Source organism: Caballeronia sp. LZ008 (assembly GCF_031451435.1).
GTDB classification, from domain to species: domain Bacteria; phylum Pseudomonadota; class Gammaproteobacteria; order Burkholderiales; family Burkholderiaceae; genus Caballeronia; species Caballeronia zhejiangensis.
In genome coordinates, this window is the sequence record NZ_JARUXK010000004.1 from 563936 (window position 1) to 584101 (window position 20166).

General features: G+C 63.2%; 15 protein-coding genes. 8 read left to right on the forward strand and 7 right to left on the reverse strand.

The features are described from left to right. Positions 1-77 precede the first annotated feature (77 nt). A complete protein-coding gene (locus QCE49_RS27375; RefSeq protein ID WP_008353661.1) occupies positions 78-593 on the forward strand; it encodes a metal-dependent hydrolase in 516 nt (171 codons plus the stop codon). A gap of 27 nt (positions 594-620) precedes the next feature. Beyond that, positions 621-1115: an LEA type 2 family protein gene (locus QCE49_RS27380; RefSeq protein WP_250440502.1), complete on the forward strand. Its 495-nt coding sequence runs from the start codon at positions 621-623 to the stop codon at positions 1113-1115. Here QCE49_RS27380 and QCE49_RS27385 read toward each other — a convergent pair. Next, positions 1112-1537, reverse strand: coding sequence for a cupin domain-containing protein (locus tag QCE49_RS27385; protein WP_250460245.1), 426 nt, complete (start codon positions 1535-1537; stop codon positions 1112-1114). The two genes, QCE49_RS27380 and QCE49_RS27385, sit on opposite strands and share 4 nt — an antisense overlap. A 221-nt stretch (positions 1538-1758) precedes the next feature. Between QCE49_RS27385 and QCE49_RS27390 the strand changes: the two genes are divergently transcribed. The 5 genes from QCE49_RS27390 (at position 1759) to QCE49_RS27410 (ending at position 10365) form a co-directional block, all read left to right on the forward strand. Continuing rightward, positions 1759-6624: an NAD-glutamate dehydrogenase gene (locus tag QCE49_RS27390; protein WP_250460243.1), complete on the forward strand. Its 4866-nt coding sequence runs from the start codon at positions 1759-1761 to the stop codon at positions 6622-6624. A gap of 185 nt (positions 6625-6809) precedes the next feature. Further along, positions 6810-7493, forward strand: coding sequence for a CsgG/HfaB family protein (locus QCE49_RS27395; protein ID WP_175979191.1), 684 nt, complete (start codon positions 6810-6812; stop codon positions 7491-7493). Between the two features lie 28 nt (positions 7494-7521). Continuing rightward, entirely contained in the window at positions 7522-7884 is a 363-nt protein-coding gene (locus QCE49_RS27400; protein ID WP_008353656.1) for a DUF4810 domain-containing protein, read from the forward strand. A gap of 9 nt (positions 7885-7893) precedes the next feature. Then, positions 7894-8568: a DUF799 domain-containing protein gene (locus QCE49_RS27405; protein ID WP_250460241.1), complete on the forward strand. Its 675-nt coding sequence runs from the start codon at positions 7894-7896 to the stop codon at positions 8566-8568. 408 nt (positions 8569-8976) lie between these two features. After that, positions 8977-10365, forward strand: coding sequence for an FAD-binding oxidoreductase (locus QCE49_RS27410; protein ID WP_250460239.1), 1389 nt, complete (start codon positions 8977-8979; stop codon positions 10363-10365). Positions 10366-10416: 51 nt separating this feature from the next. On the opposite strand, the gene QCE49_RS27415 is transcribed toward QCE49_RS27410, so the two are convergent. The 3 genes from QCE49_RS27415 to QCE49_RS27425 form a co-directional block, all read right to left on the reverse strand. After that, a complete protein-coding gene (locus tag QCE49_RS27415; protein ID WP_250460406.1) occupies positions 10417-10773 on the reverse strand; it encodes a host attachment protein in 357 nt (118 codons plus the stop codon). 123 nt (positions 10774-10896) lie between these two features. After that, positions 10897-12393 (reverse strand): acetyl-CoA hydrolase/transferase family protein, encoded by a 1497-nt coding sequence (locus tag QCE49_RS27420; RefSeq protein ID WP_250460404.1) that lies wholly within the window; start codon positions 12391-12393, stop codon positions 10897-10899. A gap of 269 nt (positions 12394-12662) precedes the next feature. After that, positions 12663-14714 carry an FUSC family protein gene (locus tag QCE49_RS27425; protein ID WP_250460402.1) on the reverse strand — a complete coding sequence of 684 codons (2052 nt, stop codon included), beginning with the start codon at positions 14712-14714 and terminating at the stop codon, positions 12663-12665. Between the two features lie 160 nt (positions 14715-14874). Here QCE49_RS27425 and QCE49_RS27430 point away from each other — a divergent pair, with 160 nt between their 5' ends. Continuing rightward, positions 14875-15834 carry a LysR family transcriptional regulator gene (locus QCE49_RS27430; protein ID WP_033537142.1) on the forward strand — a complete coding sequence of 320 codons (960 nt, stop codon included), beginning with the start codon at positions 14875-14877 and terminating at the stop codon, positions 15832-15834. A gap of 1 nt (position 15835) precedes the next feature. On the opposite strand, the gene QCE49_RS27435 is transcribed toward QCE49_RS27430, so the two are convergent. From QCE49_RS27435 to QCE49_RS27445, 3 genes are all read right to left on the reverse strand, one after another. After that, positions 15836-16519, reverse strand: a complete 684-nt coding sequence (locus QCE49_RS27435; RefSeq protein WP_008353646.1) for a Fe2+-dependent dioxygenase — start codon at positions 16517-16519, stop codon at positions 15836-15838. A gap of 63 nt (positions 16520-16582) precedes the next feature. Further along, entirely contained in the window at positions 16583-18796 is a 2214-nt protein-coding gene (locus tag QCE49_RS27440; protein WP_175979196.1) for a TonB-dependent siderophore receptor, read from the reverse strand. 401 nt (positions 18797-19197) lie between these two features. After that, complete coding sequence (locus QCE49_RS27445) at positions 19198-20151, reverse strand: LysR family transcriptional regulator (protein WP_175979197.1); 954 nt, start codon at positions 20149-20151, stop codon at positions 19198-19200. Between the last annotated feature and the right edge of the window lie 15 nt (positions 20152-20166).

The following is a 20166-nucleotide window of genomic DNA, read 5'->3' on the forward strand; positions in this document are numbered from 1 at the left end:
TTTCAGGCCGGTTTCGACCCCAGCGACCGTGCGAACATGCGCCCTCTTCGGGCAAGGGCGACAAAGGCGGTTTCTTCATGGCATCGAGCAAGGCTCATCATGCGACGGGATGGGCGGCAGGCATCATCGCGGCGGCGATCGTGACGCATCCGGCCACGGCGGGCGGCGCGAACATGCTCGCGGGCGTTTTCGCGCTGCTCGCGGGCGTCGCCGGGGCGACCGCGCCGGACTGGCTCGAAGTCGCGTGGTGGACGCGCGCGCGCAAGCTCTGGATCACGCATCGCACGCTCACGCACTGGGGCATCGGCTGGGTTGCGCTGCTCGCGCTTTCGTATCACTTTCTCGGCCGGCATCCGGCGGCGCCCGTCGCGTTCGGCTTCGCGTGCGGCGGGCTCATGCATCTCTTTGCGGACTGGCCGAACCCGCTCGGCGTGCCTTGGATCGCCGCGCGCCATTCGCTCAATCTATGGACGAGCGGCCATTGCGATCTGATCATCGTCGCGGCTGCGTGGGCTGCAGCGCTTTTCGTCGTCGACGATGTCTGGTTTCATCATGTCTATGGCCGCATGCTGCTGAACGCACTACATATCTAGCACGACATCGCGAGGAGTCACGTTCTCATGCAACCGAATCCCATGCGCAACCGCTTCGCTTACTTCCTTGCCGCCTTTGTCGCGATGCTCGCGCTCGGCGGCTGCGCGGGCTTCTTCAATCGCGACGCGATGCGCGTGAGCGTCGCGGGCATCGAGCCGCTCGAAGGGCAAGGGCTGGAGATGCGTTTCGCCGTGAAGCTGCGCATTCAGAACCCGAACGACGCGCCGATCGACTTCGATGGCGTCGCGCTCGATCTCGATCTCAACGGCCGCGCATTCGCGAGCGGCGTCAGCGATCAGCGCGGAACGGTGCCGCGTTTCGGCGAAACGGTGCTGTCCGTGCCGGTGACGGTATCGGCATTCTCGATGGCGCGCCAGGCGTTCGGCTTTGCGAGCGGCGACACCGTCAGCAAGGTGTCGTATGCGGTGCGCGGCAAACTCGCGGGCGGCGCGTTCGGCGGCGCGCGCTTCGCCGACAGCGGTTACGTCGATCTGCCGGGCATGGGCGCGCCCGGCTACTAGGGCGCGGACGGCTCCCACGGATCGTAAGGCACGACGCGATCCGCCTCGTTGGCGTCGTTGCGGGCGATCACGGCGCGCGCTGCTTGCGTCGCGCTCAGATTGACCGGCTGATGCGGCACGCCCGGCGGAATGAATACGAAGTCGCCCGGCTCGTTGATGACCGATTCCGCCAGTCCCGGCCCATAGCGCGTCTCGATGCGTCCTTCGAGTATGTAGATGCCGGTCTCGTAGCCAACGTGGATGTGCGGCTCGCCGCGTCCGCCCGGCGGCACGACGACGATATGCATCGCGAGTCCGCGCGTGCCCGCCGTCTTCGCCGACAGCCCGACGAAATACGGCAGATGCTGAACCGTCGCGAGTTGCTCTTTCGGACGCACCGTGACGACCGTCTGCTGCGCTGTCTCTTCAGTGAAATCCTGCATGGCGATGCCTCCGTGAGCCGCTCTTCAGCTATCGACAATAGTCGAAAGCCGATGTCGCGCAAAGGTCATGCGATGCGGCTAACGTGGCCGGAATGCGCGCACCGTCTTTGTGCAACCGCACATGCCCGACCCGCGAGCGATGCGCCGGGGCGGCGCATAATCTCCTTGATTCGAAGCGCGAGCCGCAATCGCACCGCAACCGAAAGCCTCGGGAGGACACCATGCTGGTCAAGAACGAAGCGCGGGTCGAACATCTCATCAACGATCTTCTCGAGTTCGCGAGAGGGCGATTGCCGGAGCCAAGCTTCAAGGTCATCGAGCCGCTGCTTCGCTATTACTACGAGCAGGTCGATGTCGAGGATATCGCGAGCCGCGATGTCGCCGATCTCTACGGCGCCGCGATGGCGCACTGGCAGACCGCGCAGAAGTTCGTGCCGGGGCGCGAGGTGCTGCGCGTCTACAACCCGAATCTGGAGCAGCACGGCTGGCATTCGGATCACACGGTCGTCGAGATCGTCAACGACGACATGCCGTTTCTCGTCGATTCGGTGACGATGGAACTCAACCGCCTGGGGCTCGCGCTGCATTCGGCGATTCATCCGGTGTTTCGCGTCTGGCGCGCGAGCAAGGGCGCGCATACGGGCGAGATCGAGCGCATCGGTCAGGGTCATGCCGAAGCGGGCGACGGCAACTCCGAGCTCGAATCGTTCATCCATTTCGAAGTCAATCGCTGCGGCGACGGCGAGCGTCTCGACGAAGTGCGCGAGAACATCGCGCGCGTGCTCGGCGACGTGCGCGCGGCGGTCGAAGACTGGCCGAAAGTCACCGAGGCCGCGCGTGTAGCGATAGACGATCTGAAGGCGCGCGATACGACGCCCGACGGCATCGAGTCCCGCGCGTTCCTCGAATGGATGGTCGCCGATCACTTCACGTTCCTCGGCTGCCGCGATTACGAACTCGTCGAGCATGAAGGCGGCTTCGCGCTGCGCGGCGTGGCCGGCTCGGGCCTCGGCATTTTGCGCGAAACCTTGCGCGCGCCGTCCGACGGGGACGTGACGCCGCTGCCGCCGGGCGCGGCCGCGATCATCGAAGGCGCGGCGCCGATCTTTCTGACGAAGGCGAATTCGCGCGCGACGGTGCATCGGCCGGGCTATCTCGACTATGTCGGCGTGAAGCGCACGTCGCCGGATGGCAAGGTGATCGGCGAACGGCGCTTCCTCGGTCTCTATACGTCGACGGCGTATCTCGTGCCCACGTCCGAGATCCCGATCGTGCGCCGCAAATGCGCGAACATCGTGCGGCGCGCGGGCTTTCTCGCGAAGGGGCATCTGGCGAAGTCGCTTATCACGGTGCTCGAACAATATCCGCGCGACGAACTGTTCCAGGCCGATGAAGACGTGCTCTTCGATATCGCCATCGGCGTGCTGCGTTTGCAGGAACATCAGCGCACGCGGCTTTTCGTGCGGCGCGACCGCTTCGACCGCTTCGTGTCGTGCCTCGTCTTCGTGCCGCGCGACAAGTTCAACACCGACTTGCGCCGCCGCATCAGCCGTGTGTTGATGGAAGCGTTCAACGGCAAGAGCATCGAGTTCACGCCGCTCCTGTCCGAATCGCCGCTCGCGCGCATTCATATCGTCGTGCGTGCGGACAGAGGCGCGATGCCCGAAGTCGATACCCGCGAACTCGAAGCGCGCGTCGTGCAGGTCGCGCGCCGCTGGCAGGACGATCTCGCCGATGCGCTCATCGACAGTCACGGCGAGGAAGCGGGCAACCGGCTCCTGCAGCGTTATGCCGATTCGTTCCCGGCGGGTTATCGCGAGGACTATCCGGCGCGCACGGCGGTGCGCGACATCGAATTGATCGAGGCGACGCATACGCGGCCCGGCGGCTTGTCGATGAGCCTGTACCGGCCGATCGAAGCCGGACGCCGCGCGTTTCGCTTCAAGGTGTATCGCGTCGGCGATCCGATCGCGCTGTCGCACAGCCTGCCGATGCTGGAGCATCTCGGCGTGCGTGTCGATGAAGAGCGGCCGTATCTGATCGAGCCGACCGGCGCGCCGAATGCGTGGATCCACGATTTCGGGCTGGAGTTGCAGGACGACGTGGAGTTCGATATCGACCGCGTGAAGCCGCTCTTCGAAAACGCGTTCGCGAGCGTGTGGTCGGGCGAGATCGAGAACGACGACTACAACCGTCTCGTTCTGCGCGCGGAGTTCGGCGCGCGCGACGTGACGATCATGCGCGCCTATGCGAAATATCTGCGGCAGGTTGGCTCGACCTTCAGCGATGCGTATATCGAGCGCGCGCTGATCGGCAATCCGCTGATCGCGAAGAAGCTGCTGCAACTCTTCATGGTGCGTTTCGATCCGGCGCGCGGCGGCTCGGCGGAAGATCGCGACAAGGCCGCCGAACGCGTGCTCGCCGATATCGAAGCCGCGCTCGACAAGGTGCCGAATCTCGACGAAGACCGCATCCTGCGTCAGTTTCTGGGCGTCATCACGGCGACGGTGCGAACCAATCATTTCCATCGCGATGCGCAAGGCCAGCCGCGTCCGTATGTGTCGTTCAAGCTCGATCCGTCGAAAGTGCCGGGCTTGCCCGAGCCGAAGCCGATGTTCGAAATCTGGGTCTATGCGCCGCGCGTCGAGGGCGTGCATTTGCGCGGCGGACGCGTTGCGCGCGGCGGGCTGCGCTGGTCGGACCGGCGCGAGGATTTCCGCACTGAAGTGCTCGGCCTCATGAAAGCGCAGATGGTGAAGAACACAGTGATCGTGCCGGTCGGATCGAAGGGCGGCTTTGTCGTGAAGAATCCGCCGCCCGTATCGGATCGGGAAGCGTTTCTCAATGAAGGCATCGCGTGTTATCAGATGTTCCTGCGCGGCCTGCTCGACGTGACCGACAACCGCACGCCCGATGGCATCGTGCCGCCGCCCGATGTCGTGCGCCACGATCCCGACGATCCGTATCTCGTCGTCGCCGCCGACAAGGGCACGGCCACGTTCTCCGACTACGCGAACGCGATCGCGCACGAATACGGCTTCTGGCTCGACGATGCCTTCGCGTCCGGCGGGTCGGTCGGCTACGACCACAAGAAGATGGGCATCACGGCGCGCGGTGCGTGGGAATCGGTGAAGCGGCATTTCCGCGAGATGAACTTCGATACGCAGACGACCGATTTCACCGTGGTCGGCATTGGCGACATGTCCGGCGACGTCTTCGGCAACGGCATGCTGCTGTCGCGCCATATCAGGCTGATTGCGGCGTTCGATCATCGGCATGTGTTTCTCGATCCGACGCCCGATGCGGCCACGAGCTTCGATGAGCGCGCGCGTCTCTTCGCGCTGCCGCGCTCCAGCTGGGCCGACTACGATCCCGCATTGATCTCGACGGGCGGCGGCGTCTATCCGCGCACGGCGAAGTCGATTCCGATCTCGCCGCAAGTGCAGGCGGCGCTCGGCATCAGCGCATCGGTGCTCGCGCCGAACGAACTGATCCGCGCGATCCTGCTGGCCGAGGCGGATCTGCTCTATAACGGCGGCGTCGGGACGTATGTGAAGTCGAGCGCGGAGACGCATCAGCAAGTCGGCGATCGAACGAATGATGGCGTGCGCGTGAACGGCGCGGAACTGCGCGTGAAGGTCGTCGCGGAAGGCGGCAATCTCGGGCTCACGCAACTGGGGCGCATCGAGTTCGCGCACAAGGGCGGCCGCATCAATACGGATGCCATCGATAACTCGGCGGGCGTCGACTGTTCGGATCACGAGGTCAACATCAAGATTCTGCTTGGCCTCGTCGTCGCGGATGGCGAGATGACCGAGAAGCAACGCAACGCGCTGCTCGCCGAAATGACCGATGAAGTCGGCCTGCTCGTGCTGAAGGACAACTATGCGCAGACGCAGGCGCTGTCGATCGCAAAGCGCCATGTCGCCGAAACGCTCGACGCCGAAGCGCGCATGATGCGCTTCCTCGAACGCGCCGGGCGCCTGAAACGGCGCATCGAGTTCCTGCCGAACGACGACGACATCAACGAGCGCGCGGCGGCGAAGTCGGGGCTGACGTCGCCAGAACGCGCGGTGCTGCTCGCGTACGGCAAGATGTGGCTCTACGACGAACTGCTCGAATCGGACGTGCCCGAAGACGCGCTCGTCGCGGACATGCTGCCCGAGTATTTCCCGAAGCCCTTGCAGCAGCGCTATAGCGAGACGATGCAGCGCCATCCGCTGAAGCGCGAGATTCTCGCGACGCATCTGACGAACGCGCTCGTGAATCGTGTGGGCTGTACGTTCGTGCATCGGCTGATGGAAGAGACCGATGCGCGCCCGAGCGATATCGTGCGCGCGGCGCTGATGTCGCGCGATGTCTTCGATCTCGACGATTTGTGGCGCAGCATCGACGGACTCGACAACATCGTCGCGGATGAAGTGCAGGCGCGCATGTTCGTCGATGTCGTGCGTCTGCTCGACGATACGTCGCTGTGGTTCCTGCGTCATCTGAAGCACAACGGATCGGGCTCGAACGAGGCGAAGGGTTTGCTCGCGCGTTGCCGCGAGGCGGCGCTTCGACTCGCGCCGCAACTGCCGGCGCTCTTGCCCGCGACGCAGCTCGACGCGTGGTACGCGCGGCGGCGCGATCTGGAGGATGCGGGCGTCGAGAGCAGTCTCGCGGCGCGCGTCGCGAGCGGCGAGATCGCGACCGCCGTGCTCGACAGCGCGGAAGTGGCGGCGTGTTCCGGGCGCGGCCTGGAACTTGTGGCGAGCGTGTATTTCGGCATCGGCACGTTGCTCGATTATCGCGGCATCGCCGAACGGGCGATGGCACTGCCGATCACGACGCACTGGGACTTGCTCGCGCGCGCGGCGGCGCTGGAAGAGCTCGCGCGATTGAAGCGCGCGCTGACGGTGAGCGCGCTCGAACAGTCGCGCGGCATCGATGCGCCGGATGTCATTGTCGAGAGCTGGCGCGCGAAACGGCAGGACGCGCTGGATCGGTACACGCGCTTGCTGGCCGAATTGCGGGCGAGCGGCGGCGCGAGTTTGTCGATGCTGCTGGTGGTCGTGAGGGAGATGGCGGTGCTGGAGAGAGCGTAGGGACCGTGGGGATTGGCGGCCTTTTATCAATTCTCAACAAATCGTCTCAGGCGTTCCCCTCGGCACTCATTTTTAGGAACTGTCCTTCTTTTTGAAAGATTTGAATTGCCAAATAATTGTCGATTTTTCGAAAGCACCTGTCTGACGGCAGGTGTTTTCAAGATTCGACGTTTTGGAGGCAATTCATGAGCGTTATCAAAGGACGCCTGGCGATCGCGGTTGCGGTCGCGTCCGTTGCAGTTCTGTTTGGCGGATGCGCGACCGAGGCGTCGCACTCGGTTGCGGTTCCCGCCGTCGCGAGTTCCCAGAAGCCGTTCGCGGGCAAGCCCGTGCCCGTGGCCATCGGCAAGTTCGACAATCGCTCGAATTACATGCGTGGCGTGTTCTCGGATGGCGTCGATCGCCTCGGCAGTCAGGCGAAGACCATCCTCGCCACGGCCTTGCAGCAAAGCCGGCGCTTCACCGTTCTGGATCGCGACAACCTTGGCGAAACGAAACAGGAAGCCGGGTTCGCGAACAAGGCGCAGTCGATTCGAGGCGCGAATTACATCATCACCGGCGACGTGACGGAGTTCGGCCGCAAGGATGTCGGCGATCAGCAATTGTTCGGCATTCTCGGACGCGGGAAGACTCAGGTGGCCTATGCGAAGGTCAGCCTCAATATCGTCGATATCGCCACGTCCGAGATCGTGACGTCGAGCCAGGGCGCCGGTGAATTCAGTTTGTCGAGCCGCGAAGTGATCGGCTTCGGCGGAACGTCGAGCTATGACTCCACGCTCAATGGCAAGGTGCTCGATCTTGCGATCAGCGAAGCGGTCAATCACCTGGCCGAACAAGTCGATGCCGGCGCCCTGCCGGCCGCAAAGTAATTCCACTCGTTTTCATCCGAACAACAACATGATCGTCAAGATTCACAAACTGACCGGCTTCGCGCTGCCGGTCGCGGTGGCGTGCTCGCTGCTGACGGGTTGCGCAACACAGACCACGTCGCTTTATCAATGGGACGGCTATCAGCCGCAGGTCTACGAATACTTCAAGGGACAAACGAGTCCGTCCGACCAGATCGCCGCACTCGAAGCGGCCCGCGAGAAGGTCTTCGCAAAGGACAAGACATTGCCTCCGGGCTTTCGCGCGCATCTCGGCATGTTGTACGCGACCGTGGGCAAGGGCGCCGAGGCTCGTCAGCAATTGACCGAGGAAAAGGAGCGCTTTCCCGAGTCGTCTACGTATATGGATTTTCTGTTGAGCAAACTTCAGTAAGCACCGACCATGACTTTCAATATTTCCCGCAAACTCATCGCGGTGCTGTCGATCCTCTTGACGATGACCGCATGCGCTTCGCGCTCGCCGAGCCAGACGGACTACACGGCGTTCCGCAACAGCAAGCCGCGTTCGATTCTCGTTCTTCCGCCTGTCAACGACTCGAAGGATGTTGGCGCGACCTACGGCATGCTGTCCCAGATGACGATGCCGCTCGCCGAGGGCGGTTACTACGTCGTGCCGGTCGCCGAGATGGAAGAGACCTTCAGGCACAACGGTCTGACGACTGCAAACGACATCCAGGACGTTTCGGCGGCGAAGCTGCGCAGCATTTTCGGCGCGGACGCAGCGTTGTACACGAAGATCACCGCATACGGCTCGTCGTATCAAGTGGTCGCGAGCACGACTCAGGTCACGGCCGCGGCGAAGCTCGTCGATCTGCGCTCAGGCGAAACGCTTTGGAGCGGTTCGGCCACGGCGAATGGCAAGGAGGTCGGCACGAACGTGAGCGTCGGGTCCGGTCTCATTGGCGCGCTTGCGCAAGCTGCTGTCACGCATGTCGTGAATGTCACCAGCGACAAGTCATGGGCCGTTGCGGGACTCACTAGTCAGCGCTTGCTGGCAACGGGTGGATCGAACGGTCTGCTGTATGGGCCACGCTCGCCGAAATACGGAACGGACTGACCGGGACATAACGCGAGAAGCGACAACGCGCCGAATCATCGGCGCGTTTTTTTTCGCCGATTAAACCGTCGTTTCCTTAATAGATGATCGTTAAATAAGGAATACACAGCAAAGCCATGAAGCACTGTATCCACTCGCTCGCCGCATCGGCAACTTTGTCCGATACATGCTAGATCGCATGCACGATTTAACTGCTCGGGCACTTTACATCGCGTAAATCAAGGCATTAAATCAACAGGCGGGCCGAAGCGGCCGCTTGTTGCAATTCATCCCCGTTCTCGTGATTTCTCCGACGTGCATCCGATCGACATGCCACGCACGATCCGATGGCGGGTTCCTTGCGCTTTCGCGTACCAACTGGCAGGGTCGGACACGTCGCGGCGCTTCATATAGCAGCGAGGTCTCACAATGAGCAACATTTCAGGCGAAGCGATCGACACCCTCAAGGCGTCGGTGCGAGGCAGGCTCATCACACCGTCGGATTCCGATTACGACGAAGCGCGCAAGGTCTGGAACGCGACTATCGACAGGCGCCCCGCGCTCATCGTGCGTTGCGCCGGCGCGGCCGACGTCATCGCCGCGCTAGCGTTCGCGCGCGAGCAGGGCGTACTCGTTTCGATTCGCGGCGGATCGCACAACATCGCGGGCAGCGCAGTCAGCGACGACGCCTTGATGATCGATCTCTCCGCGCTGAAGTCCGTGCGTATCGATCCGCAAGCGAAGCGCGCCTATGTCGAGCCCGGCGCGCTGCTCTCCGACTTCGATCACGAAGCGCAGGCATTCGGCCTCGCGACACCGCTCGGCATCAACTCGACGACGGGCGTCGCCGGTCTCACGCTCGGTGGCGGCTTCGGCTGGATCAGCCGCAAGTTCGGCGTGACAGTCGACAATCTCGTCGCAGCGGAGATCGTCACGGCCGACGGCACCTGGCGCCGCGTGAGCGCGGACAGCGAGCCCGATCTCTTCTGGGCATTGCGCGGCGGCGGCGGCAACTTCGGCGTCGTGACGCTCTTCGAATATCAGCTGCATGAAGTCGGTCCGCAGATATACGGCGGCCTCGTCGTCTTTCCGCTCGAACAGGCGAATGAGGTTCTGCCGAAGTATCGCGAGTTCGTCGCGCAATGTCCCGACGAGCTCACCGTGTGGGCCGTGCTGCGTCTCGCGCCGCCGCTGCCGTTTCTTCCCGAGGACGCGCACGGCAAGCCCGTGGTCGTGTTGGCGAGTTGCTATGTCGGCCCGGTCGAAAACGGCGAAAGGGCGCTCGCGCCCGTACGCAGCTTCGGCACGCCCTATGGCGAACATCTCGGCGCGATGCCGTTCGCAGCATGGCAGAAGGCGTTCGATCCGCTGCTCACGCCGGGTGAGCGCAACTACTGGAAATCGCACAACTTCGCGAGTCTGAACGACGAAACCTTCGACATCCTGACGAATGCGGTGAAGTCGCTTCCGTCGACGCAGTGCGAGGTCTTCATCGGCGCGATGGGCGGCCAGACGAATCGCGTGCCCGTCGATGCAACCGCATATGCGAATCGCGATTCGATCTACACGATCAACATTCACGGCCGCTGGAGCGAGGTCGCGGACGACGAGAAGTGCACGAAGTGGGCGCGCGACATGTTCTCCGCGATGACGCCGCATGCAATCGGCAGCGTCTACGTGAACTTCATGACGGGAGAAGAAGGAGACCGTGTGAGAGCGGCGTATGGTCCGAATTACGAGCGGCTCGCCGAAGTGAAGCGGCGCTACGATCCCGATAACCTGTTCCGCAGCAATCAGAACATCACGCCGGCGGCGTGACGGCAGGTGCGTCGTGTTTCGCGATGAAACACGACGCACCGCAAGCGTCGTTCAGGGCCGATTCAGTTGACGGCCGATATCGCGCGTGCCGAACTTCGACGCGTCGTTATCGGCTTCTTCGTAGACGAGCTTGAGCGTTTCGACGCTCAGATATTGACGCAAGAGGCCCAAAAATCTTGGCTCGACCGCGAGACGCAGCCGGTCGAATCGTTGATGCAAGCGGCTCCGTTCGAGATAATCCGCGACGGCCCGCGCGAACTTCTCACGATCCATTTCTGCCGTTTCGGTCGCGCGCGGCGCGGGGTTCCTGAGGTCCTCGACTTGCCGCAAATCCAGCTTCAATCCCTGCGTTTCGAAGATCCGGGCACGGCTGCCGTCGGCGGCGAGAACCCAGGTGATGGCGGTCATGATGCTCCTGCTGTTCGCCAGCCCAAGCGGGCTCCCGCCATTGTGCGCCTAATCTTCGTTTAGCGGCTTCGTTGGCGCCCCGCATTCGTTTTCGCGGCGCAGCAACGCGCGCGCGAATGTGCATCAAGGCAGCATCGAACCGCTCGCTGCGAAGCGCGTATGGAACGAAAACGCCTGATCGAGACGATGCGGCGTATGTCCGCCGAGCGCTGCTGCATCGCGGTAATAGTCGCGCAAAAGATCGCGATAGAGCGGATGCGCGCAGTGCTCGATCACGCTCATCGCGCGTTCGCGTGGCGCGAGGCCGGTGAGGTTGGCGAGCCCGCGTTCAGTCACGACGATATCGACATCGTGCTCGTTGTGGTCGCAATGGGGCACCATCGGCACGATGCTCGAGATACGGCCGTCCTTCGCGACCGATTTCGTCGCAAACACCGCATACGCCGCATTGCGCGCGAAGTCGCCCGAGCCGCCGATGCCGTTCATCATGTGCGTGCCGCCGACGTGCGTCGAATTCACGTTGCCGTAGATGTCGGCTTCGAGCGCCGTGTTGATCGCGATGAGACCGAGACGCCGAATCACTTCAGGATGATTGCTCACTTCCTGCGGCCGCAGCACGAGCCGGTCGCGATAGCGTTCGATCTCGTTGAACACTTTCTCCTGCCGTTGCGCGGACAGCGTGATCGACGCGCCCGATGCGAACGTCGCCTTGCCTGAGTCGAGCAGATCGAAGGTCGAGTCTTGCAGCACTTCGGAATAGATCGTCAGCGCTTCGAACGGCGACGCCGCGAACCCCGACAGCACAGCGTTCGCAATGGTGCCGATGCCGGCCTGCAACGGCGGCAACTGTTTCGGCAGACGCCCGCGCGAGACTTCATGCTGGAAGAACTCGATGAGATGACCGGCGATCAACGCCGTGTCCTGGTCGGCGGGCAACACGGTGGATGCGCTGTCCGGCTTGTCGGTGATGACGATCGCGGCGATCTTCTCGATCGGAATCTCGATGGCGGCCGCGCCGATCCGGTCATGCGGGCGCACGATCGGCAGCGCTTCGCGCGCGGGACGGCGCTCGGGAATCCAGATGTCGTGCAGGCCTTCGAGCGAGAGCGGCTGCGCCAGATTGATCTCGACGATCACGCGTTCGGCGAGGATCGCGAAGCTCGCGGTATTGCCGACCGAGGTCGTCGGCACGATGCCGCCGCTCTCGGTGATCGCGGCTGCTTCGACGATCGCGAGGTCGAGCTTGCCGAGGCGATTCGCGCGCAGCAGTTCGACCGTCTCCGACAGGTGTTGATCGACGAACATTACGTCGCCGCGGTTGATCGCGCGGCGCAAGGTCGTGTCGACCTGAAACGGCAGGCGTCGCGCAATCGCACCGGCTTCGGTCAGGATGCGGTCCGTGTCATGACCGAGCGATGCGCCCGTCATGAGCGTGATACGCAACGGTTCGTCTTCCTCGCGGGCGCGGCGCGCGATTTCGAGCGGCACGGCTTTCGCGTCACCCGCGCGCGTAAAGCCGCTTGCGCCGACGATCATGCCGTCGCGAACGAGTTGAGCCGCTTCGGCGGCCGAGGTGATTTTTCCGCGCAACGCGGCACAGCGAATACGATCTTCGTACATCGACGTCTATCTTCAAGAGCTTCGTTTAACCGAAGGCGATTATAGGTAGCGCGGTTTGCCGTCGAAATCGCAACGTTGAAAGACATTGTTCCAATGCCGTGCGACATTGCGCTTTGTCCAAATCGATGCACGCAAGCGCGTTCGCACGCGCCATGAAAGTGCGGCAAAAAAGCGCGCTGGCGAAAAATCGATTCGACTATAAGACGCGCGACGCCGTGGATTAATCGCCGGACCAGGAAGTCAGCTTTGCATGGCGAGGAAGGATGCGTTCAGCGATGCGCGTCGAAGGGCGCATCCGGATCCACCAGCGCCGTGCGGACGAAGTGCAGGCACGCGAGCACGCGCTGCACCTCGCGCCGCCTGCTGCGTTCGTCGCGCGTGCGTTCGAGCATGTCTTCTGCGATCACGATCGACGCGACGACCGAAGCTATCGCGCGACGTAGCGTCCTGCTATCCGGCGTACGGAAGAGCACGGCGATATCGCGCAACACGCGCGCGAGCGACGTGCTCCACGCGATGCGCAATGCATCGGGAAAGCACGCCGTATGCAGCGCGCGGGAGTCGCGCCGAAGATCGATCATCGCTTGTCCGACTTCGAGCGTGACGAGCATCCACAGAAGCGCATGCCGATGTTCACGCGAGCGTCGCGTGAGCAAGGCGCGCAATTGCGACATCAGATCGTGCGTGCCCGAATGGAAGCGCTCGCCGAGTCCCGCGAGCTTGCCTTCGCATGCGAGCGCCGCTTGCGCGCGCAATTGCGCGAGCGTCTTGCCGACGAGCCAACGCGTGCGTGGCGGCACGATGACCGCGCACGCGATGGCCGCGCCAAGCATCGCGACGAGAACGGCAACGCCGTTGTTCAGCAACAGGCCCGGATCGTAGACGATGCGATTGTCGGGCGCGGCGAGCAGGCAGAAGAACACGCAGAAGCCGATGCCATAGCCCGCGCTCGACGGACGCATCGCGAGAAAAGCGCCTGCCGCGAGCGGCGGCGCGAGCATCGCGCACAGGAGCGCCAGGCCGTCGATCGCCGGATACACGCGACACAGATATGCATATCCGATGACGATCGCGAGCGCCGCACCCGCGGCCATCTGCGCGATGAATTTCGAAGGCCGCGCCAATGCCGACGACAACGCGCACCCGAGCGTCGCGCCGATGACGGCGTAGCCTCCGCTCGGCCACGCCGTCACGATCCAGAACCAGGCCGTCGCCGCGATCACGATGCCTGTACGCATGAAGGTCGCGACGACGACGAAGCGGCTGGTCCGCGCGTCGTATCGCGGCGCCGTGCGATGGTTCGGAATCGACAGATAGCGAATCGTATCGGCGATGAAGCGATACAGCAGCTCCGCCGATGTCGTGAAATCGAGTTGCGTCGCGTGATCGGTGTGAGGGAGCGCGCGTTGTGCATCGCGCAGGCGCTTCGGCAGCGTCGCTTTGTAGCGCTCAAGATGTTCCTTCAGCGCTTCGCTTTCGAAGATCTGCGCAAGCTCTTCGAAGAAGGGCGCGACTGCATCGCTCGCGCGCAGACGCTTTATCGATTGATCGAGCGCATGCAGGCGCGCGCACGCGTCCATGAAGGCGCTGTTCAGTTGCGCCAGCTTGCCGTTGCCCTGACGCATCGCGGGCGACTCATACGTGGCGAAACCACGCGTCGCTTCGAAGCCGACGATCTCATCGACGAAATCGGCGAAGCGGCGTTCGCGCGCGATACGCGAAAGACGTCCGCGCAATACGTCGGCGGCGAATGCGGCGAAACGCATCCGGCGCGCATCGAGCGACTGCGTGAGCGTCGCGCTCGCATGACGCGGAAACACGAGCGCGCTCACCACGCTCGAACACACGATGCCGAGCATCACTTCCGCACCGCGCGTGAGCGTTGCGATGAGCAGGCTGTTCGGATCGGTGACGGCGGGAATGCCGATCAGCGCAGCCGTATAGCCCGCGAGCACGAAGCCATACCAGCGAAAGTGCCGGTAACGCACGGCGAGCGCGGTGCACGCCGCGACCCATATCGTCAGCGCGAGCGCATGGAGCTCGGGCTGTTGCACGAACACGGCGCCGAGCGCGAGCGCGGCGATCATGCCGAGCGCCGTGCCCGCGAAACGATAGACGCTCTTCGCGAGCACCATGCCGGAGAACGGCTGCATCAGGACGAAGGTAGTCGTCATCGCGACGCGCGGCTGCGGCAATTCCAGCCGCATCGCAATGCTCATCGCGATGAACGCGGCCAGCAAGGTCTTTGCGAGATGCAGCCAGACGTGGCCATCGGTGACGAGCCAGTCGCGCATCGACAGGCGTGCTTGCTGGAGCGACATGCTGACCGCCGATAGTCCTCTCGTCATGAAGGCGCCGATTGTAGGCAAGCGGACCGGGCGGATTAATGTGCAAATCAGGGAACATTCTTTCCTGATTCAACAACAATCGATCGCGCGCCAAGGCGGACAATAGCGCTTCCGAAGTGAATGTGACGGTTTGATGGACACCCTACAGAACATGCGGGTTTTCACTCGCGTGATCGAAGCCGGCAGCTTCACGGCTGCGGCTCAGTCGATGAACTCGACGACCGGCGCGATGTCGCGCGCCGTATCCGAACTCGAAGCCCATTTGCGCACGCGCCTGATGAACCGCTCCACGCGGCGTCTCGCGCTGACATCGGCGGGCGAGCGTTATCTGAAGCGCGTGCGGCAGATTCTCGCCGATATCGACGGCGCCGAAGAAGAAGCAAGCTGCGCGTATGAGCATCCGACGGGCACGTTGCGCATGTCCAGTTTCGCGAGCGTCGGACAACATTACATATTGCCTGCGATCGCGCGATATCGCGCGCTCTATCCCGATGTGAAAGTCGAACTCACGCTATCGCAGCGCATGCCCGATCTCTTCGAAGGCAGCAGCGACGTAGCGGTGGTGTCGGCGGGCGCGCTGTCGGATTCTGAAGTGATTTCGCACAAGCTGGGCGAGACCTTCAGCATTCTGTGCGCGTCGCCGGAATACATACGTTCGCGCGGCGCGCCCGACGTGCCCGCCGATCTCGCGCAACACGATTGCCTCACGCTGCAGACGCCCGCGTTTCCCGCGCGCGAGTGGACGCTCGAAGGGCCGGAAGGCCGCGAGACGATGCAGATCAGCGGAACGGTGCAGGTGAACATCGCGGAATCGCTCGTCGTCGCGATTCGCGAAGGCATGGGCATCGGCATGTTGCCGCTCTATGCTGCGATCGAAGGCTTGCGCAATGGCTCGCTCGTGCGCGTGCTGCCGCAGCACACGCTGCAGCGCACGAATCTCTATGCGCTCTATGCGTCGCGCAAGTTCGTCGATGCGAAGACGCGTACGTGGGTCGAATTCCTGCGCGCGCATCTTCCCGACGTAATCGCGCGCGATGAAGCGTTGCTCGCGGAAGTGGGCCGAACGCCATCGAAGGTTCTGCGCGCCGCGTGAATCACGTATCGCTCCACATGCGCAACAGGTTGTGATAGCAGCCGACGAGCGTGCGTTTCGCGCTTTCGTCGCCGTTGGTCGCATTCAGGCGTTGAATGGAGTTGTCGAGATCGAAGAGCAGCGCGCGTTGCGCATCGTCGCGCACGAGGCTTTGCGCCCAGAAGAAACTCGACACGCGTGCGCCGCGCGTGACGGGCCGCACCTGATGCAGGCTCGTCGCGGGATAGACGATCGCATGTCCCGCGGGCAGCTTCACTTCCTGCACGCCGTACGTGTCTTCGATGATGAGCTCGCCGCCGTCGTATTCGTCGGGCGGCGTGAGAAAGAGCGTGATCGATACATCGGTACGCACGCGCGCGCCATGCCCCGGCACGATGCGGATCGCGCCATCGACATGACTGCCGAAATGCATGCCGCCTTCATAGCGATTGAAAAGCGGCGGATACACGCGATTGGGCAGCACCGCGCTGATGAAAAGCGGATGACGCTCCAGCACGCCGACGAGCGCGTCGCCGAGTTCGAGCGCGATCGGCGAGCCTTCCGCGATCTGCATGTTGCGCTTGACCGGCGCGCCCTGATAGCCGGCGGTCGCGCGGCCATCGACCCATGAGTCGCTTGCTTCGAGACGCGCGCGCATTGCGGCGGCGTCCTCGGGGGAGAGCACGTTCGGTATCGAGAGGATCATTGTTATTGCCTTCGCGAGCGCGCGCCATGAGTCGCATGGCGCGCGCATTCGCATCACATCACATCAACGGAAGCGGTAATTCAACGTCGCGATGAACGTGCGGCCGAGACCCGGCACCGCGCGTCCGCCATCGGACGGAATCAGGGCGTCGTAGTACTTCTTGTCGAACAGGTTCTGCACGTTGAACTGGATATCGTAGCGCTTCTGATGATATGCGGCCATCGCGTCCCAGCGCACGTAGCCGCCCGCTTGAACGAGATTGTTGTTCGCCGCGTAGCGCGACGATACATACGAAGGCCCGCCGCCGATCTGCCATACGGGCGTGAAGTCGTACGTCGTCCACAGCGTCAACATGTGCTTCGGCGTGTTGGCGGGCGTGTTGCCTTGCGTGCCGTCGAATGCCTTCAGGATGGTGCCATCCATGTACGTGTAGCCGCCGAACATCTGCCATTGCCGCGTGATGTGGCCGGCGATGCCGAGCTGATAGCCGCGCACGCGCACGTCCCCATCGAGTGAATAGCTGCCGTCCGAAGCGAGCGTGCGCGCATTGGTCTTCTCGATGTTGAAGAGCGATTGCGTGATCGACAGGCCGCCGTTCAGCAGATCCCACTTCGAGCCGATTTCATAGGACTTGTTGTGCTCGGGCGGCAGGTTTTGCTGGCCGTTGGTGAGCGTGAGCGCTTCGAGCGACGGATCGAACGACGTGCCGTACGAGACGTAGTACGACTGCCAGTCCGTCGGCTGCCATACGACGCCTGTGCGCACGCTCGTGAAATAGTTCGTCTGCGTCGCGTAACCGGGCTGATTGATCGAGTTGTTGATCGCCGCTTCATAGCGGTCCCAGCGCACGCCGCCGATCCACTTCCAGTGCTCGCCGATCGAGATGGTGTCGTTCAAATAGACGCCGATGCCGTTCGCGCTCGACTCCGCGAGATTGGTCGCCACTTCGCGATAGTTCGCCGGACGCGGCACATACGCCGGATCCACGAGCGGCACGATGGCGAGCGTGTTCGACGGCAGACCCGGCGTGGTCGCCGTGAAGGTCTGGTTGCTATACGTTTCGTGACTCAGATCGACGCCCGCGAGCATGTCGTGCTTCAAGGGGCCGGTCGCGAACTTGCCTTGAACGTCGGTCGTGTTGTAGACCGAGTGATCGTTGATGGTGCGGTCCTTGCCTTGCAGACGCACGAAGAGCGACGAGAGCGGCAGCGTCGTGTAATTGCCGTTCGAGAGCGCGGGCGACGTGCCGAGCGGGCCCGTCAGCACGGCCGCCGCGTTGGTCGCGCGCGCTTCGGTGCTGTAGTGGCTGAACTGCGTCTGGTTGCGCAGCGTGAACATGTCGTCGAAGCGATGTTCGATGCGCGCGTTCACCGTCTGCACATCCTGAATCGTGCGGTCGTCGGTGAAGCCGTAGAAGGTCTTCGTATCGACGGGCGCGGGATGGCCGTTCAACGGCGGAATGCCGTAGTCGGGCTGATCGCGGTTGTGCTGGATCAGCGCCGACAACGTCACCTGCGTCGGCGTGCCGATGCCGAATTTCACTTCGGGCGCGATGCCGTAGTCCTTGTTGATCATCTCGTCGCGCGTCGAGCCCATCGACTGGCCGAACGCGTTGATGCGGAACGCGGAGGTATCCGTCATCGGCTGATTGATATCGACCGTCGTGCGATAGCGGTCGTGCGTGCCGGCTTGCAGCGAGACATCGGCGCGCGGATTCAGCGTCGGCTGCTTGCTGACCTGATTGATGACGCCGCCCGTCGAACCGCGCCCGAAGTACAGCGACGACGGCCCGTACAGCACGTCGATCGATTCCAGATTGAACGTATCGCGATAGTACTGGCCGCGATCGCGGAAGCCGTCGAGATAGATGTCGGTGCGCGCCGAGAAGCCGCGCAGGTTGATGTTATTGCCGATCTGGCCGCCTTCGGCCGCGCCGAGCGTGACGCCGGGCACGTTGCGCAGCGCATCGGAGAAAGAGCTCACGGCCTGCGATTGCAGCACCGCCTTCGGCACCACGACGACGGCTTGCGGAATGTCGCGCAGGGCGGTCGGCACCTTTGCGCCGACGCTCGACATCTCCGGCTGGAAGTCGGGCGCGTCGGCCTGACCCGTCACCTTGACGGCGGGCAGGGTCGCGGTTTCGGGTGCGGCGGCGGAGGGCGTGTCTTGCGGTGCGGCTTGTGCGGATTGCGGGGCGGTTTGGGCGTAAAGCGGCGCGGCCATGGGCACGGCGGCAATAGTCACCAATGCCGCAGCAAGCGGCGTCTTTCTCAACATGTCGTTTTCCCGATGCTTGTTAGTGAAATTCAAATCGGCAGCGAAGCGGGTTTTCGACTGCCGACGTTGACCGATCCGAGATCGAGGCGAAGGCGGGCGACGTCGTCGAGAAAGAACCGGCGGCGGCGCCCTGAGAGCGCACGTCGCGCTCGACGGGCTTCATTGAGTCAACCTATCGGCGCGATGGTGTTAAATGCGAATCAGTATCATTACATGTCTCAGAAACATTTGGAAATATCCTAGTTTCGCGACGGGTCTTTTTGCCCCTTTTTGTGACGGCGGCGCAACGTAAGATTCTGTAAGGTTGGCTTTGGCGCTTGGGCGGCGCCGCTGAAGGCTTGCTGGACGGGATCGAGCGGGCGAGCAGCAGGCGATGAAGAACGACGCTACGACGAAGCGCTTCAGAACCCCGCGACGCCCGATGTAACGAGCGAGTAAGGTCCGCTCGTCAATTGCTGTCTGAGAAACTCGATGCACACGCGAATCTTCGCCGAATGCGACGAGCGCGCCGACGTCACCGCCCACACGTCCGCGCGCTGCCGATAAGCCGGCAGAACGGGCACGAGACGGCCGTTTTGAAGACTGCCGGCGGCGTCCCAGATCGAGCACATCACGATGCCGAAACCTTCCTCGGCCCACTGCCGCACGATGTCGCTGTGGTTCGAAGCAATCGGCCCGGTCACTTTGACGCTTTCCTCGCCGTTCGGCCCGGCGAGCCGCCAGACGCCGAAACGCTGATCGCGCCCGCGAAACAGCAGGCAATCGTGATGCGCCAGTTCGGCCAGCGTTCTAGGCGTGCCGCGCCGTTCGAGATACGCGGGCGCGGCGGCGAGCACGCGAAAACTGTCGACGATCTTGTGCGCGATCAGATGCGGCTCCAGCACTTCGCCGACGCGAATGTCGATATCGAAGTTCTCGCCGACGAGATCGACGCGCCGGTCGAGCAGTTCGAGCCAGATTTCCAGCCCCGGATGGCGACGCCGTAGCAAGGTGAGCGCGGGCGAAACATGCTCGCGCCCGAGCCGCAGACTCGTGCCGATCCGCAAGACGCCGCGCGGATCGTCGAGGCCGGCGAAGGCGTCGGCCATGCCCTGGACGTCGTCGAGAATCTTTTGCGCCCATTGGAACGCCGCTTCGCCGTCGCTCGTGATGGACACGCGGCGCGTCGTGCGCGTGAAGAGCCTGACGCCGAGACTCGTCTCCAGCATCGCAATGCGCTTGCTGACGTGCGCCGGCGAGATGCCGGTCTCGGTCGCGGCGGCGATGAAGCTCGAACGCCGCGCGACGATGCAGAACAACTGCAAGTCGCGCAGGAATTGGTCGTTGTTCGCGACGAGCGCGCTTTGCGTTTTCATTCGAACGATTTGGCC

What these genes read in the sequence shown, in the direction of transcription:
- QCE49_RS27430 (WP_033537142.1), top strand. Translation starts at nt 14,875, where the DNA reads ATGGACACCCTACAGAACATGCGGGTTTTCACTCGCGTGATCGAAGCC.
- QCE49_RS27420 (WP_250460404.1), bottom strand. Translation starts at nt 12,393, where the DNA reads ATGTACGAAGATCGTATTCGCTGTGCCGCGTTGCGCGGAAAAATCACC.
- QCE49_RS27400 (WP_008353656.1), top strand. Translation starts at nt 7,522, where the DNA reads ATGATCGTCAAGATTCACAAACTGACCGGCTTCGCGCTGCCGGTCGCG.
- QCE49_RS27410 (WP_250460239.1), top strand. Translation starts at nt 8,977, where the DNA reads ATGAGCAACATTTCAGGCGAAGCGATCGACACCCTCAAGGCGTCGGTG.
- QCE49_RS27440 (WP_175979196.1), bottom strand. Translation starts at nt 18,796, where the DNA reads ATGTTGAGAAAGACGCCGCTTGCTGCGGCATTGGTGACTATTGCCGCC.
- QCE49_RS27390 (WP_250460243.1), top strand. Translation starts at nt 1,759, where the DNA reads ATGCTGGTCAAGAACGAAGCGCGGGTCGAACATCTCATCAACGATCTT.
- QCE49_RS27435 (WP_008353646.1), bottom strand. Translation starts at nt 16,519, where the DNA reads ATGATCCTCTCGATACCGAACGTGCTCTCCCCCGAGGACGCCGCCGCA.
- QCE49_RS27425 (WP_250460402.1), bottom strand. Translation starts at nt 14,714, where the DNA reads ATGTCGCTCCAGCAAGCACGCCTGTCGATGCGCGACTGGCTCGTCACC.
- QCE49_RS27405 (WP_250460241.1), top strand. Translation starts at nt 7,894, where the DNA reads ATGACTTTCAATATTTCCCGCAAACTCATCGCGGTGCTGTCGATCCTC.
- QCE49_RS27375 (WP_008353661.1), top strand. Translation starts at nt 78, where the DNA reads ATGGCATCGAGCAAGGCTCATCATGCGACGGGATGGGCGGCAGGCATC.
- QCE49_RS27380 (WP_250440502.1), top strand. Translation starts at nt 621, where the DNA reads ATGCAACCGAATCCCATGCGCAACCGCTTCGCTTACTTCCTTGCCGCC.
- QCE49_RS27395 (WP_175979191.1), top strand. Translation starts at nt 6,810, where the DNA reads ATGAGCGTTATCAAAGGACGCCTGGCGATCGCGGTTGCGGTCGCGTCC.
- QCE49_RS27445 (WP_175979197.1), bottom strand. Translation starts at nt 20,151, where the DNA reads ATGAAAACGCAAAGCGCGCTCGTCGCGAACAACGACCAATTCCTGCGC.
- QCE49_RS27385 (WP_250460245.1), bottom strand. Translation starts at nt 1,537, where the DNA reads ATGCAGGATTTCACTGAAGAGACAGCGCAGCAGACGGTCGTCACGGTG.
- QCE49_RS27415 (WP_250460406.1), bottom strand. Translation starts at nt 10,773, where the DNA reads ATGACCGCCATCACCTGGGTTCTCGCCGCCGACGGCAGCCGTGCCCGG.